15 protein-coding genes are annotated in these 13,175 nt (G+C 63.2%); 6 read left to right on the top strand and 9 right to left on the bottom strand.

The genetic code is table 11. The features are described from left to right. Positions 1-6: 6 nt before the first annotated feature. Positions 7-1,419, bottom strand: a complete 1,413-nt coding sequence (leuC, locus tag HMPREF9697_RS14365; RefSeq protein WP_002717963.1) for a 3-isopropylmalate dehydratase large subunit — start codon at positions 1,417-1,419, stop codon at positions 7-9. 123 nt (positions 1,420-1,542) lie between these two features. Between leuC and HMPREF9697_RS14370 the strand changes: the two genes are divergently transcribed. Then, complete coding sequence (locus tag HMPREF9697_RS14370) at positions 1,543-1,953, top strand: VOC family protein (protein ID WP_002717964.1); 411 nt, start codon at positions 1,543-1,545, stop codon at positions 1,951-1,953. Positions 1,954-2,025: 72 nt separating this feature from the next. On the opposite strand, the gene rplS is transcribed toward HMPREF9697_RS14370, so the two are convergent. The 5 genes from rplS to ffh all read right to left on the bottom strand — a co-directional run bounded on the left by rplS (position 2,026) and on the right by ffh (position 5,691). Further along, complete coding sequence (gene rplS, locus HMPREF9697_RS14375; RefSeq protein WP_002717965.1) at positions 2,026-2,421, bottom strand: 50S ribosomal protein L19; 396 nt, start codon at positions 2,419-2,421, stop codon at positions 2,026-2,028. A gap of 103 nt (positions 2,422-2,524) precedes the next feature. Beyond that, positions 2,525-3,244: a tRNA (guanosine(37)-N1)-methyltransferase TrmD gene (trmD, locus tag HMPREF9697_RS14380; RefSeq protein ID WP_002717966.1), complete on the bottom strand. Its 720-nt coding sequence runs from the start codon at positions 3,242-3,244 to the stop codon at positions 2,525-2,527. After that, positions 3,241-3,780, bottom strand: a complete 540-nt coding sequence (rimM, locus tag HMPREF9697_RS14385) for a ribosome maturation factor RimM (RefSeq protein ID WP_002717967.1) — start codon at positions 3,778-3,780, stop codon at positions 3,241-3,243. The genes trmD and rimM overlap by 4 nt, the downstream gene beginning before the upstream one ends. A 6-nt stretch (positions 3,781-3,786) precedes the next feature. Next, on the bottom strand, positions 3,787-4,116 hold the full coding sequence (rpsP, locus tag HMPREF9697_RS14390; protein ID WP_002717968.1) for a 30S ribosomal protein S16: 330 nt from the start codon (positions 4,114-4,116) through the stop codon (positions 3,787-3,789). A 42-nt stretch (positions 4,117-4,158) separates the two neighbouring features. Then, complete coding sequence (gene ffh / locus HMPREF9697_RS14395) at positions 4,159-5,691, bottom strand: signal recognition particle protein (RefSeq protein WP_002717969.1); 1,533 nt, start codon at positions 5,689-5,691, stop codon at positions 4,159-4,161. A gap of 268 nt (positions 5,692-5,959) precedes the next feature. On the opposite strand from ffh, the gene HMPREF9697_RS14400 reads away from it, so the two are divergent. Continuing rightward, complete coding sequence (locus HMPREF9697_RS14400) at positions 5,960-7,018, top strand: MBL fold metallo-hydrolase (RefSeq protein WP_002717970.1); 1,059 nt, start codon at positions 5,960-5,962, stop codon at positions 7,016-7,018. A gap of 13 nt (positions 7,019-7,031) precedes the next feature. On the opposite strand, the gene HMPREF9697_RS14405 is transcribed toward HMPREF9697_RS14400, so the two are convergent. Further along, positions 7,032-7,724, bottom strand: coding sequence for an SIMPL domain-containing protein (locus HMPREF9697_RS14405; protein ID WP_002717971.1), 693 nt, complete (start codon positions 7,722-7,724; stop codon positions 7,032-7,034). A 13-nt stretch (positions 7,725-7,737) separates the two neighbouring features. Next, on the bottom strand, positions 7,738-8,526 hold the full coding sequence (locus HMPREF9697_RS20530) for a GyrI-like domain-containing protein (protein ID WP_002717972.1): 789 nt from the start codon (positions 8,524-8,526) through the stop codon (positions 7,738-7,740). Between the two features lie 141 nt (positions 8,527-8,667). Between HMPREF9697_RS20530 and dapF the strand changes: the two genes are divergently transcribed. Further along, a complete protein-coding gene (gene dapF / locus HMPREF9697_RS14420; protein WP_002717973.1) occupies positions 8,668-9,540 on the top strand; it encodes a diaminopimelate epimerase in 873 nt (290 codons plus the stop codon). A gap of 1 nt (position 9,541) precedes the next feature. Beyond that, the gene (mtaB, locus tag HMPREF9697_RS14425) at positions 9,542-10,795 is read left to right on the top strand and encodes a tRNA (N(6)-L-threonylcarbamoyladenosine(37)-C(2))-methylthiotransferase MtaB (protein WP_002717974.1); all 1,254 of its coding nucleotides are present in this window, start codon (positions 9,542-9,544) and stop codon (positions 10,793-10,795) included. Here mtaB and HMPREF9697_RS14430 read toward each other — a convergent pair. Then, positions 10,784-11,521, bottom strand: coding sequence for an RluA family pseudouridine synthase (locus HMPREF9697_RS14430; protein WP_002717975.1), 738 nt, complete (start codon positions 11,519-11,521; stop codon positions 10,784-10,786). The two genes, mtaB and HMPREF9697_RS14430, sit on opposite strands and share 12 nt — an antisense overlap. A 69-nt stretch (positions 11,522-11,590) precedes the next feature. Between HMPREF9697_RS14430 and ftsY the strand changes: the two genes are divergently transcribed. Both ftsY and HMPREF9697_RS14440 read left to right on the top strand, forming a co-directional pair. Beyond that, a complete protein-coding gene (gene ftsY, locus HMPREF9697_RS14435; protein WP_002717976.1) occupies positions 11,591-12,547 on the top strand; it encodes a signal recognition particle-docking protein FtsY in 957 nt (318 codons plus the stop codon). 8 nt (positions 12,548-12,555) lie between these two features. Next, positions 12,556-13,158, top strand: coding sequence for a septation protein A (locus HMPREF9697_RS14440; RefSeq protein ID WP_002717977.1), 603 nt, complete (start codon positions 12,556-12,558; stop codon positions 13,156-13,158). Positions 13,159-13,175 lie beyond the last annotated feature (17 nt).

The raw sequence follows: 13,175 nt of genomic DNA on the forward strand, positions 1-13,175 counted from the left end.
TTGCGGTTACGCAGCCTTCCAGTCGCGGATGTCGACGAAGTGGCCCGCGATCGCCGCCGCTGCCGCCATCGCAGGCGACACCAGATGGGTGCGGCCCTTGAAGCCCTGACGGCCTTCGAAGTTGCGGTTCGAGGTCGAGGCACAACGCTCTTCCGGCGACAGCTTGTCGGGGTTCATTGCGAGGCACATCGAGCAGCCCGGCTCGCGCCATTCGAACCCGGCCTTGATGAAGATCTTGTCGAGGCCTTCGGCTTCGGCCTGCTCCTTCACGAGACCGGAACCCGGAACGACCATTGCATTGACATTGCCGTTGACGGTGTGGCCGTTGATCACCTCCGCAGCCGCGCGCAGATCCTCGATGCGGCCGTTGGTGCATGAGCCGATGAAGACGCGGTCGAGCTTGATGTCGGTGATCTTGGTGCCGGCTTTCAGGCCCATATAGGCGAGCGCGCGTTCCTTCGACAGCCGCTTGGCCTCATCTGCGATCTTGGCGGGATCGGGCACGATGCCAGCAACCGAAGCGACGTCTTCCGGCGAGGTGCCCCAGGTGACGATCGGCGGCAGGTTCGCGGCGTCGAGACGAATCTCGTGGTCGAAATGCGCACCCTCATCGGTGCGCAGCGTGTCCCAGTAGCGCACGGCCTGCTCCCACTGCGCAGCCTTCGGCGACAGCGGACGACCCTTCAGAAACTCATACGCCTTCTCGTCGGGTGCGATGAGGCCCGCGCGTGCGCCGCCTTCGATCGACATGTTGCAGACCGTCATGCGGCCTTCCATCGTCAGCGCGCGGATCGCATCGCCGGCATATTCCAGCACGTAGCCGGTGCCGCCTGCGGTGCCGATCTCGCCGATGATGGCAAGGATGATGTCCTTCGCGGTGACGCCTTCGGGCAGCTTGCCGTCGACGACGGCACGCATGTTCTTGGCCTTCTTCTGGATCAGCGTCTGCGTGGCGAGCACATGCTCGACCTCTGAGGTGCCGATGCCGTGCGCCAGCGCGCCGAATGCGCCATGCGTCGAGGTGTGGCTGTCGCCGCACACGATCGTCGAGCCGGGCAGCGTGAAGCCCTGCTCCGGGCCGATGACGTGGACGATGCCCTGACGTTTGTCGAACTCGTTGAAATACTGCACGCCGAAGTCGCGCGCGTTGGTCGCAAGCGCAGCGATCTGCTCGGCGCTCTCCGGATCGGGGTTCGGCTTGGAGCGGTCGGTCGTCGGCACGTTGTGGTCGACAACGGCAAGCGTCTTCTCCGGCGCATGCACCTTGCGGCCGGACACGCGAAGGCCTTCGAACGCCTGCGGCGAAGTCACCTCATGGACAAGATGGCGATCAATGTAGAGCAGGCAGGTGCCGTCGGGCTGCTCGTCAACCAGGTGATCGTTCCAGATCTTGTCGTACAGGGTGGTCGGTTTGGCCATTTTGGTTTTCGCTTTTTCCGGGTCGGGCGCGTTCCGTAGGCGCCTGTTGCAGCGGGCTTTTTACTCGCATAAGGCGCGGCGGGAAAGTATTCTCGCCATATAAGAACTGCATGGGGCTCCTCAATGTCTGCACGGCCGCCGGTCGCACCCTATCTCACGGTTTCCCCCGCGGCGGGTGCCGTTGCATTCTACAGCGCCGCTTTCGACGCCAAGCAGAAAGCCCTGATGCCAGCGCTGGACGGCATGCGGATTATGCATTGCGAGTTGGAGATCAACGGCGGCACGCTGTTCCTGTCGGATGCGTTCCCCGAATTCGGCAAGGCGCGTTCGCCTCTGCCCGGCGAGCCGGTGACGGCCTCGGTCAGCCTCGAATTCGCAACGTCCGAGGAAGTGGACGAAGTGTTCACGCGGGCGACGAAGCTCGGTGCGGTCGGCGAAGTCTCGCCGACAAATTCATTTTGGGGCACGCGCACCGCGATCGTGCGTGATCCGTTCGGCCATCGCTGGATCATGAACGGTCCGCTCGCAACGTAATTGCTGTCGCGTTCACGCATGAAAAAAGCCCCGGTGAACCGGGGCTTTTTTGAATCCTTGATAGAAGCCGAATTACTCGGCAGCCGCAGCAGCCGTCGTGGTCTGACGCTGATCCTGCTTCTCGACGATGCGGGCCGATTTGCCGCGCAGGCCGCGCAGGTAATACAGCTTGGCACGACGCACCTTGCCGCGACGCACGAGCTTGATCGAGTCGATCATCGGCGAATAGATCGGGAAGACACGCTCGACGCCTTCGCCGTACGAAATCTTGCGAACGGTGAAGCTCTCGTTGATGCCACCGCCGTTGCGGCCGATGCAGACGCCTTCATAGGCCTGCACGCGGGTGCGGTCGCCTTCCTTGACCTTAACGTTGACGGTCACGGTGTCGCCCGGACCGAAGTCGGGAATGGTCTTCCCGGCGGCGAGCTTCTCGAGCTGCTCTTTCTCGAGCTCTTGGATGAGATTCATAGCAAAACTCCATCGGGCAGCGCGCCCGAAAGGGACTGCGCGAAATTTCGTATCCAGCACATGCACGGATTGGGCGCTGCTATACGCCAAACCGCACCCGTTGTCACTGGTCCGTCGTGTTTTTTGGCGTCTTTGAGCCAATTCGAGCCGCCCAGAGGTCCGGGCGGCGGGCTCGGGTCAGGGATTCGGCCTGGGCGCGCCGCCATGACTCGACCCTAGCGTGGTCACCGGAGGTCAAAACATCAGGAATCTCATGGCCTTCGAAGGTCTGAGGCCGGGTGTACTGGGGATACTCAAGAAGGCCGTCGGAAAAACTCTCCTCGGTTCCCGAAGCGAGCTTGCCCATGACACCCGGCAAGAGCCGGACGCAGGCATCGATCAGCACCATGGCGCCGAGTTCCCCGCCGGATAGTACGTAGTCGCCGATCGAGACCTCCTCGAGGCCGCGTGCCTCGATCACGCGCTGGTCCACGCCCTCGAACCGGCCGCAGACGATTATCGGGCCAGGGCCCCCCGCCAGTTCCACCACCCGCTTCTGGGTCAATGGCCGACCGCGCGGGCTCATCAGGAGGCGCGGCTGGTCGAAGTCGCATCCGGCGGCGTCGATCGCGGCCGCCAGCACATCGGCGCGGAGCACCATGCCGGGTCCCCCGCCGGAAGGGGTGTCATCGACGCTGCGGTGCCTGTCGGTCGCGGAGGCGCGGATGTCGCGCACGTCGAGCCGCCAGATGTCGGACGCCAGCGCGCGGCCTGCGAGGCTGACGCCGAGCGGGCCGGGAAACATCTCCGGAAACAGCGTGAGAACGGTGGCGCGCCAAGTCATGGCGCAGAATCCGCCGGGTCTGGCGAATCGCCTTCGATTTCTTGCGGTAGATCGACGACGACACGTCCCGCCGCAAGATCAACCGTCGGCACTACGGCGTTGGTAAACGGCAGCAAGAGTGATGGCCCGCTTTTCGGCGCGATCTCGATGATGTCGCCCGCGCCGAAATTATGGATCGCAGTAACGGTTCCGATAGCTGCGCCCTGCGGATCGAGGGCGGCGAGGCCGATCAGGTCAGCGTGGTAGTACTCGCCTTCATTAGTATCGGGCAGGGCATCGCGCGAGATGTAAAGCTCGATGCCGTTGAGGCGTTCTGCTTCGTCGCGGTTGGTGACGCCCTTGAGCGACGCGACCAGATGGTCCTTGGCAGCGCGGGCGCGCGCCACCTCGAATTGTCGCGCGCCGTCCTTGGTCGAGAGCGGGCCGTAGTCGATCACCGCCATCGGGTCTTCGGTGAACGGCCACAACCGCACCTCGCCGCGCACACCGTGCGCGGCGCCGATCTTCGCAACGCAGATGCGCGCTGCCCGGGTCATTCAGGCTTAAGCCTTGGGAGCCTCGGCGGCCGCCTTGCGCTCCTTGCGCGGCACGGCCTTCTCGGGGTTGTTGCGCGCGGTGCGCTTCGCAACGCCAGCCGCATCGAGGAAGCGCATCACACGGTCCGACGGCTGCGCGCCCTTGGCGAGCCAGGCCTTCACCTGCTCCATGTCGAGCTTGAGGCGAGCCTCGTTGTCCTTCGGCAGCAGCGGGTTGAAGTAGCCCAGGCGCTCGATGAAGCGGCCGTCGCGGGGAAAGCGCGAGTCGGCGACGACGACGTGATAAAACGGGCGCTTCTTGGTGCCGGCGCGGGCGAGGCGAATGACGACTGACATGGTGTTCTCCGTTCGATTCTAAAAATGCTTGTGTGACAGGGGTTATTTCTTCTTGCCCAGACCCGGAAATCCTCCGAGGCCCGGCAAATTCGGTTTTCCGAGGCCGCCCAATCCTGAGGGCAGGCCCGGAAAGTCTTTCGGCAGCGAAGGCATACCGCCGGGGCCTTGCGGCAACCCTTGAGGCATCTGGTCCTTCAACTGCTGAATCTGTTCAGGCGAGGGCATGCCGCCGCCAAAGCCCATCATCTGCGCAAGGCCAGCCATCGGGCCGCGCTTGCCCTGACCCATGGCCTTCATCATGTCGGCCATGCCCCGGTGCATCTTCAGGAGCTTGTTGACGTCCTCGACCTTCACGCCCGCGCCAGCGGCGATGCGCTTCTTGCGGCTCGCCTTCAGGACGTCGGGGTTCTTGCGCTCCGCGCGCGTCATCGAATCGATCACCGCCATCTGCCGCTTGACGATCCTGTCGTCGAGATTGGCGGCGGCGAGTTGGTTCTTCATCTTGGCGATGCCGGGCATCATGCCCATCAGGCCGCCGAGGCCGCCGAGATTCTGCATCTGGGCCAACTGTTCGCGCAGATCGGCAAGATCGAACTTGCCCTTGCGCATCTTCTCGGCTGTGCGCGCCGCCTTCTCCGCATCGATATTGGCGGCGGCTTTCTCGACCAGCGACACGATATCGCCCATGCCAAGGATGCGGCTTGCGATACGTGAAGGGTGAAAGTCTTCCAGCGCGTCGGTCTTTTCGCCGGTGCCGATCAGCTTGATCGGCTTGCCGGTGACGGCACGCATCGACAGCGCCGCGCCGCCGCGGCCGTCACCATCAACACGGGTGAGCACGATGCCGGTGAGGCCGACGCGCTCATCGAACGCGCGTGCAAGGTTGACGGCGTCCTGGCCGGTGAGGGAGTCCGCAACCAGCAGCACTTCATGCGGATTGGCGGCGGTTTTAACCGCAGCTGCTTCACGCATCATCTCTTCATCGAGCGTGGTACGGCCGGCGGTGTCGAGCAGCACGACATCGTAACCGCCGAGCTTGCCCGCCTGCAGCGCGCGTTGCGCAATCTGCTGCGGTATCTGGCCGGCGACGACCGGCAGTGTTTCGATGGAGAGATCGCGGCCGAGCACCGCGAGCTGTTCCTGTGCCGCCGGACGGTAGACGTCGAGCGAGGCCATCAGGACTTTTTTCTTGTCGCGCTGGGTGAGGCGTCGCGCGAGCTTCGCGGTGGTCGTGGTCTTACCGGAGCCCTGCAGGCCGACCATCATGATCGCGATCGGCGCGGGCGCGTTGAGGTCGATGAGCTGGCCGTCGGAGCCGAGCGTTTCCACGAGCTGATCGTGGACGATCTTCACGACCATCTGGCCGGGCGTCACCGACTTGACGACGGTTGCGCCGATCGCCTGTTCGCGGACCTTGTCGGTGAACGAGCGCACGACTTCGAGCGCGACGTCCGCTTCCAAAAGCGCACGGCGCACTTCGCGCATCGCGGCGTCGACATCGGCCTCCGACAGCGCACCGCGCCGCGTCAGCTTGTCGAGAATGCCTCCGAGCCTTTCCGACAGATTGTCGAACATCTCAGCGTCGTATCCCGTTACGCTCCGGATGGAGCAATGATCCAAACAATTTTACGCCCGAGGGCGCACAGCGCTGTCGGGCGTTGACCTCCGGCGTCTCGCACCGGGCGGCGGGTCGAAAAGAAAACCTTTTCGAGAAGTGGCGCGGTTAAAGCCTTCCCGGCCCGGAAAGTCAAGAAAGGAGCGGAAAAAGCGGCTTTTATGGCTGAAAGCGGGCGTCGCGGAGCTGTTATTTGCCTCCCGGCCCGATTTTGGGGTCAATCGAAGCATGAAACTCACCCGTCGCGGCTTTTTCGGAACTTTCGCCGGTCTTCTGGCGGTCGCAGGCGGGTCCTCGGCGTGGGCATCCCGGATGAAGACCTATAGCGGCCCGGTTTCGGATCATTTCGACGGCTTGCACTTTTTCGACCCGCACGGTGCGCCGCCTCGGCCGCTGGCCGACCTGCTGCGCTGGCGCTTTGGCCGAAACTCCTCGAAATGGCCGGACTGGGTGCCGAGCGGGTTTGCCGATACGCCGCCGTTAAGCGTCACCGGCAGCAAAGTCCGCCTGTCCTTCGTCGGGCATGCGAGCTGGCTGATCCAGACCGCGGGGTTGAACATTCTGGTCGATCCGGTGTGGTCGGAGCGGGCCTCGCCGCTTTCTTTCGCCGGCCCGAAGCGCGTCAACGATCCCGGTATCGCGTTCGAGGCGCTGCCGCCGATCGACGCCGTACTGGTGTCGCACGGCCATTACGATCACCTCGATATGCGCACGCTCTCAAAGCTTGCGGCGAAATTCTCGCCGCGCGTCATCACGCCGCTCGGCAATGATGTGACCATCAAATCGAACAATGATGCGGTACGCGCCGAAGCATATGACTGGAACGATCGCGTCGAGATTGGCAACGGCGTATCGGTGACGCTGGTGGCGACGCGGCATTGGAGCGCGCGCGGCCTGTTCGACCGCAACAAGGTGCTGTGGGCGAGCTTCGTGCTGGAGACGCCTGCGGGCAAAATCTACATCGTGTGTGATTCCGGCTATGGCGATGGCGGACACTTCCGCCGGGTGCGCGAGGCGCATGGGCTGTTGCGGCTCGCGATCCTGCCGATTGGCGCTTACGAGCCGCGCTGGTTCATGCGCGACCAGCATATGAATCCATCGGATGCGGTGAAGGCGCTTGGCGACTGCGGAGCCGAGATGGCGTTGGCGCATCATCACGGCACGTTCCAGCTCACCGACGAGGCGATCGACGCGCCCGCGAATGATCTTACTGTTGCGCTCGATCAGGCGAAGGTGCCGCGCGACACCTTCGCTGTTTTGAAGCCGGGACAGATATTCGAGATCTGACCGCTTTCACCGGTTATGGTTTCGGCTTGATCTCGTAGCTCACGTGAACGGAGACCCGCAGTGTCTGTTCGCCGGGCACGATCGGAGTCGGTGCCGCAGCAAGAGTTGCGTCCATCCTTCGGAACGCGATCGGCGGCGGCGCGCCATCTTCGGCGATGCTGAGTGGCGCACCAAGAGTTACGCCCGCGGATTGGGCATAAATCGCGGCCTTACGGTGCGCATCTTCCACCGCCTTGGCGCGAGCTTCGTCGAGCAGTTTTGACGATTGCGAGACCGAAAAGCCGATGCCGCCGATATCGTTGGCGCCGGAGGCGACCAGCGCGTCGATGGTGTCGCCGATCTTGGCGATGTCGCGCAGTCTGACGCTGACGCGATTGGTCGCGCGATAGCCGGTGATCTGCGGCGGCGCGTTTGAATTGTTCCGGCTCGTCATCTGGGGGTGCAGCGAAATTTGCGAGGTCTGGACATCCTTTGGTGCGATGCCGGTTCCTTTCAGGGCGGCCAGCACATCGTTCATTGCCTTGGCGTTGGCTTCGCTCGCGGCGCGCGCGGTCTTTGCTTCCGTTGTCACACCAGCTTCGATCTCCGCCAGATCGGGCGCGGCTGACACAGTGGCCTGTCCGCTGACCGAAATCGAGGGCGGCACAGGTTGAGCGAGCGCGGGCGAGGCGAGCGCGAGGCACGCGGCGGCGACGAGACAACGCATGATAATGAACTCCTTAGTTCAGGGGGACGAAGACGTTGATGATGAGTTTGTCTTCTTCGGTCTTGAGCGGGTCAGTGACGTATTCCTCGATGAAGCTGTCTTTCGCCTCCAGCTTCTTCTCATCGAGATAATTGGTGATGGCCTCGTAGGTGTTGTCCATGTTGTCGTAGGAGCCGCGATGGACGAATTTCAACACCTTGCCTTCGGGCGATTGGGTGATGCTCATGTCCTTGGGCAAATTCTTCGGCTCCTGATTGACGGGCATTTCGGCCTGGAAGGTGAAGCCGGCGTCGTCGGTTGACGTGTAGACAATGATCACAGGGCCCGCGGGCTCGATCTTTTGCTTGGCGAGCAAGGTGTTCAGCGCCTTGATAGAATCCGTCAGCGTCTCGAACGCCGAATCCCACACGGCTTTGCCCTTGAGCGCGACGACCTTTTTTGCGGTTAGAGTGGTTTCCTCGCCGAACGGATCGGCTGGCTGCACTTTGGCCGGAGGTGCTGCTTCGGTCGCGGGTGAAGCAGGTGCGGGCGTAGCTGCTGCGGGTGGAGTGGCTGGAGCGGTGGGTGCGGACGATTCAGGCGGTGTCGCCGGAGCTGTGACGGCAGGAGCAGGGGTGGCTGCAGGTGCGGGGGGCGTCGCGGGAGCGAGCGTAGTGGGAGGCGCGACCGGCTTGTCGGCTGTTGTGGGAGGGGGCGTCGTCGGGGTCGCGGGCGACTGTGCGGATGCCGGAATTATTGCCATTGAGGCCGCCGCGAGAGCGATCGGGACCAGCAAAACCAGTCGGGTCGAGCGGGACGTCATCCGGGAAATCTCCATTTTATCCGGGTTTGCGTAGTCTGAGCGTAGCATGGCGTGATATGCGCGTCTCAAAGGGTCGGGAGGCGGGGCAGTGGGCTGGTCATTGTCGCCATCCTCGCCATATAAAGCGCCTGGATTTTGACCATGACCGTGCTCGCCAATCATAGCTTCGCCAAGATGAACGGAATCGGAAACGAGATCGTCGTTGTCGATCTGCGTACGTCCGATTCACAGATCACGCCGGCCGAAGCCCGTGCCATCGCCGCACCAGACGGCGTGCCTTACGATCAATTGATGGTGTTGCAGACGCCGCGGCTGCCCGGCACCAGCGCCTTCATCCGTATCTATAATAATGACGGCTCCGAGGCAGGCGCCTGCGGCAACGGAATGCGTTGCGTGGCCAAGCGTGTATTCGGCGCAAGCGGCGAGAAAGCCGCGACCTTCGAGACCCGCGCGGGACTCCTGAACTGCTGGCAGGGGCCGTCACCAGATCTTTACACGGTCGATATGGGCGTACCGAAGTTCGGCTGGCAGGACATTCCGCTCGCCGAGGAATTTCGCGACACGCGCTATATCGAATTGCAGGTCGGGCCGATCGATGCGCCGGTGCTGCATTCGCCATCCGTCGTCAGTATGGGCAACCCACATGCGATCTTCTGGGTCGCCGATATAGACGCCTATGATCTCGAACGGTTCGGGCCGCTTCTGGAAAATCACCCGATCTTTCCCGAGCGCGCCAACATCACGCTCGCCCATATCGTCGATCGCGATCACATCCGCATGCGCACTTGGGAGCGCGGCGCCGGTCTCACCAAAGCGTGCGGCTCGGCGGCGTGCGCGACGGCAGTGGCAGCGGCACGATTGAAGCGCACCAATCGCATTGTGCAGATGAGCCTGCCCGGTGGCGATCTCACCATCGAGTGGCGCGAGAGCGACGACCACGTTCTGATGACCGGCGCCGCCGTGCTGGAATATGAAGGCATCTTCGATCCAGCGCTGTTCGCGGCGCTTGCCTGACATGACGGTCGAGCTCGTCACCTTCGGTTGCCGCCTCAATCTTGCTGAATCGGAGACGATGCGCGCCGAGGCGGGAGCCGCGGGCGTGCACGATGCATTTATCGTCAATACCTGCGCGGTGACGAGCGAAGCGGTGGCGCAGGCGCGCCAGACCATCCGCCGTCTGCGACGCGAGCAGCCCGAGCGCAGGATCATCGTCACCGGCTGCGCGGCGCAGACCGATCCCGCAATGTTCGCGGACATGCCGGAAGTTGACCGCGTTCTCGGCAATGACGATAAAATGCGCGCCGATGCCTGGCAGGCGACGCGCAGTGCATTCGATCTTGATGACGGCGAGAAGGTCGCTGTCGCTGACATCATGGCGGTGCGCGAGATGGCGCCGCATCTGGTGGATGGATTTCACAATGGCCAGCCACGCGCCTTCGTGCAGGTGCAAAACGGCTGCGATCATCGCTGCACCTTCTGCATCATTCCGTATGGACGCGGCAATTCGCGTTCGGTGGCGATGGGGGCGGCGGTCGATCAGGTGCGCGTTCTGGTCGAGAACGGCTGTCCCGAAATCGTGCTTACCGGCGTCGACATCACGAGCTACGGCGCGGATTTGCCGGGAACACCGAAATTGGGTGCGCTTGTGAAGCAGATACTCAAGCACGTGCCGGAATTGAAGCGTCTGCGTCTGTCTTCGATCGATTCCGTCGAAGCGGATCGCGATCTGCTCGATGTGATGGCAGACGACGAGCGATTGATGCCGCATCTGCATCTGTCGTTGCAGGCCGGCGATGATCTTATTCTCAAGCGCATGAAGCGGCGGCACTCGCGCGCCGACGCCATCGCGTTCTGCGAGCAGATCAAACGGCTGCGGCCAGACATCGCGTTCGGCGCCGATTTGATCGCAGGTTTTCCGACCGAGGCGGACGGGATGTTCGAACGCTCGCTCGCGCTGGTCGAAGATTGCGATCTCACCTTCCTGCATGTGTTTCCGTACTCGAAACGTCCCGGCACGCCCGCGGCGAAGATGCCGCAGGTCGAGGGCCGCATTGTCAAGGAGCGGGCGAAGCGGCTGCGCGACGCAGGCGAGGCGGCACTGAAGCGCAGGCTTGCGAACGAGGTGGGAAAGATGCGTCATGTTCTGATCGAAAGCGCCACGCAGGGCCGCACCGAACATTTCCTGCCCGTCGCGATTACGGGCGGTGTTGCAGGCGAGGTGCGGGCCATGGCCATTTCGGGCCACGATGGTGCACGCCTAAGCGTGTGACACAGCCTGTTCCGGCGATTCGATCTCTTGCTCGCCGTTCCAGCCGCATGCGCGCAGCCGTTCCTGCAAATGCACGGGCACCGGCGCAACGACGCGCACCGGCGGCTTGTTCTTCGACAGTGGCACGATGATCTCGCGCGAATGCAGATGCAGGCTCGGCTCGCCGAAGCGCGGGCCGTTGCCGTAGATATTGTCGCCGACAATCGGAAATCCCATCGCCGCACAATGCACGCGCAATTGATGGGTGCGGCCGGTGATCGGTTCCAGCGCGAGCCATGTCAGCCCCTCACCGCGTCCCATCACGGTCCAGCGGGATTTGGAAGGCAGTCCGTTCGGATCGGGCTTCTGCCACCAGCCGCGCTCCGCATCGAGCCGCCCGAGCGGAATGTCGATCTCGCCTTCGTTCTCCGCAGGCCCGCCTTCGACCACGGCCCAGTAGGTCTTGCCGATCTTGCCGTGCTTGAACAGAAGCCCGAGCGAGGCAGTGGCCTTGCGGTGACGGCCAAGCACGAGGCAGCCGGAGGTGTCGCGGTCGAGCCGATGCGCCAGCACCGGCGGGCGCGGCAAACCGTAGCGCAGCGCGTCGAACGAAGCTTCGAGGTTGGGGCCACCCTTCGGGCCTTTATGCACGGCGATCCCGGCCGGTTTGTCGACCACCAGCATCAGGCCGTCGCGGTGAAGCACGCGCGCCTGCATTTCTTCGGCGGTCGGCTGTGGCGTATCCATGGTGAAGACCGGCTTTTGTTTCTCGGCCGAACCGGGTAACACACCCCCCGAAATGTTGACAGTCAACAAATGACAGATACGCCGCAGGACAAACCCAAGCAGAGCTGGTGGCAGCGGCTTTCGGCTGGGCTCAAGCGCACGTCCGGTTCGATCGGCAGCGCGCTCACCGATCTCGTCAGCAAGCGCAAGCTCGACCGCGCCATGCTCGAGGACATCGAGGATGTGCTGCTGCGCGCCGATCTCGGAACCGAGGTCGCTGCGCGGATCGCGGCGAAGGTCGGCGAGGGTCGCTACGACAAGGATGTCTCTGCGCAGGATGTTCAGGAGATCGTCGCTGCCGAGGTGGAGAAAGTGCTCGTGCCCGTGGCAAAGCCACTCGTCATCGATGAGAGCCAGAAGCCGTTTGTCATTCTCGTCGTCGGCGTCAACGGCTCCGGCAAGACAACGACGATCGGCAAGCTTGCCGCGAAGTTTATGGCGGAAGGCCGTCGCGTGATGTTGGCGGCGGGAGACACGTTCCGCGCCGCCGCCATCGAACAACTGAAAATCTGGGGTGAGCGCACCGGGGTGCCGGTGATTGCGCGCGCTCACGGTTCGGATGCCGCGAGCCTTGCGTTTGACGCGGCAAGTGAAGCGCGGGCGGACAATCGCGACGTGCTTCTGATCGACACCGCGGGGCGGCTGCAGAATAAAGCCGAACTGATGGTCGAACTGGAGAAGGTGGCGCGCGTCATCAGGAAGGTTGATGCCAGCGCGCCTCACGCGGTGCTTCTGGTGCTGGATGCGACGGTGGGACAAAATGCGCTGTCGCAGGTCGAAGCCTTCCGCAAGACCGCAGGTGTCACGGGCCTTGTCATGACCAAGCTGGACGGCACCGCGCGCGGTGGCATCCTGGTCGCGATCTCGGAGATCTACAAACTGCCGGTGCATTTCATCGGCGTCGGCGAAGGCATCGACGATCTCGCGCCGTTCACCGCGCATGATTTCGCGCTCGCGATCGCGGGCAAGGACACGGTGCAGGGATAATCGGGATCATGGACAAGCGCGTGCCACATCCGCTGTTCAAGCTCGCGACCGAGCTCGGTCCGTTGCTGGTGTTCTTCGCCGCCAACGCCAAGTTCAACCTGTTCGTGGCGACCGGTGCGTTCATGGTCGCGATCGTCGCGGCGGTGATCGCCTCCTACGTGGTGGTGCGCCACGTGCCGCTGATGGCCCTCGTCACGGCGGTGATCGTGCTGGTATTCGGCGGGCTGACGCTCGTGCTGCATGATGAGACGTTCATCAAGATCAAGCCAACCATCATCTACGCGCTATTCGCGGCGACGCTCTTTGTGGGCGTGATGATGGGACGATCGTTCATCGCCATTTTGTTCGATCAGGTCTTCAACCTGACGCCGGAGGGCTGGCGGCTTCTCACGATCCGCTGGGCGATCTTCTTCGCATTTATGGCGGTGCTGAATGAAGTGATCTGGCGTACCCAGAGCACGGATTTCTGGGTCGCGTTCAAGGCCTTCGGCGCGGTGCCGCTGACGGCGGTCTTCGCGATGGCGCAGATGCCGCTCGTCAAACGCTACCAGATCGAGGACGCGACTGCGGAAGCACCGGACAGCGAGCGCGGCGACATCACGAAGAGCTAAAGCGTTCTCCTTGGCGA

It is taken from the genome of Afipia felis ATCC 53690, assembly GCF_000314735.2.
In the GTDB taxonomy this organism is placed as follows: Bacteria; Pseudomonadota; Alphaproteobacteria; order Rhizobiales; family Xanthobacteraceae; genus Afipia; species Afipia felis.

Excerpts from the sequence above, each read along its gene's own strand:
- leuC (WP_002717963.1), bottom strand. The coding sequence starts at position 1,419 with ATGGCCAAACCGACCACCCTGTACGACAAGATCTGGAACGATCACCTG.
- HMPREF9697_RS14370 (WP_002717964.1), top strand. The coding sequence starts at position 1,543 with ATGTCTGCACGGCCGCCGGTCGCACCCTATCTCACGGTTTCCCCCGCG.
- rplS (WP_002717965.1), bottom strand. The coding sequence starts at position 2,421 with ATGAATCTCATCCAAGAGCTCGAGAAAGAGCAGCTCGAGAAGCTCGCC.
- trmD (WP_002717966.1), bottom strand. The coding sequence starts at position 3,244 with ATGACTTGGCGCGCCACCGTTCTCACGCTGTTTCCGGAGATGTTTCCC.
- rimM (WP_002717967.1), bottom strand. The coding sequence starts at position 3,780 with ATGACCCGGGCAGCGCGCATCTGCGTTGCGAAGATCGGCGCCGCGCAC.
- rpsP (WP_002717968.1), bottom strand. The coding sequence starts at position 4,116 with ATGTCAGTCGTCATTCGCCTCGCCCGCGCCGGCACCAAGAAGCGCCCG.
- ffh (WP_002717969.1), bottom strand. The coding sequence starts at position 5,691 with ATGTTCGACAATCTGTCGGAAAGGCTCGGAGGCATTCTCGACAAGCTG.
- HMPREF9697_RS14400 (WP_002717970.1), top strand. The coding sequence starts at position 5,960 with ATGAAACTCACCCGTCGCGGCTTTTTCGGAACTTTCGCCGGTCTTCTG.
- HMPREF9697_RS14405 (WP_002717971.1), bottom strand. The coding sequence starts at position 7,724 with ATGCGTTGTCTCGTCGCCGCCGCGTGCCTCGCGCTCGCCTCGCCCGCG.
- HMPREF9697_RS20530 (WP_002717972.1), bottom strand. The coding sequence starts at position 8,526 with ATGACGTCCCGCTCGACCCGACTGGTTTTGCTGGTCCCGATCGCTCTC.
- dapF (WP_002717973.1), top strand. The coding sequence starts at position 8,668 with ATGACCGTGCTCGCCAATCATAGCTTCGCCAAGATGAACGGAATCGGA.
- mtaB (WP_002717974.1), top strand. The coding sequence starts at position 9,542 with ATGACGGTCGAGCTCGTCACCTTCGGTTGCCGCCTCAATCTTGCTGAA.
- HMPREF9697_RS14430 (WP_002717975.1), bottom strand. The coding sequence starts at position 11,521 with ATGGATACGCCACAGCCGACCGCCGAAGAAATGCAGGCGCGCGTGCTT.
- ftsY (WP_002717976.1), top strand. The coding sequence starts at position 11,591 with ATGACAGATACGCCGCAGGACAAACCCAAGCAGAGCTGGTGGCAGCGG.
- HMPREF9697_RS14440 (WP_002717977.1), top strand. The coding sequence starts at position 12,556 with ATGGACAAGCGCGTGCCACATCCGCTGTTCAAGCTCGCGACCGAGCTC.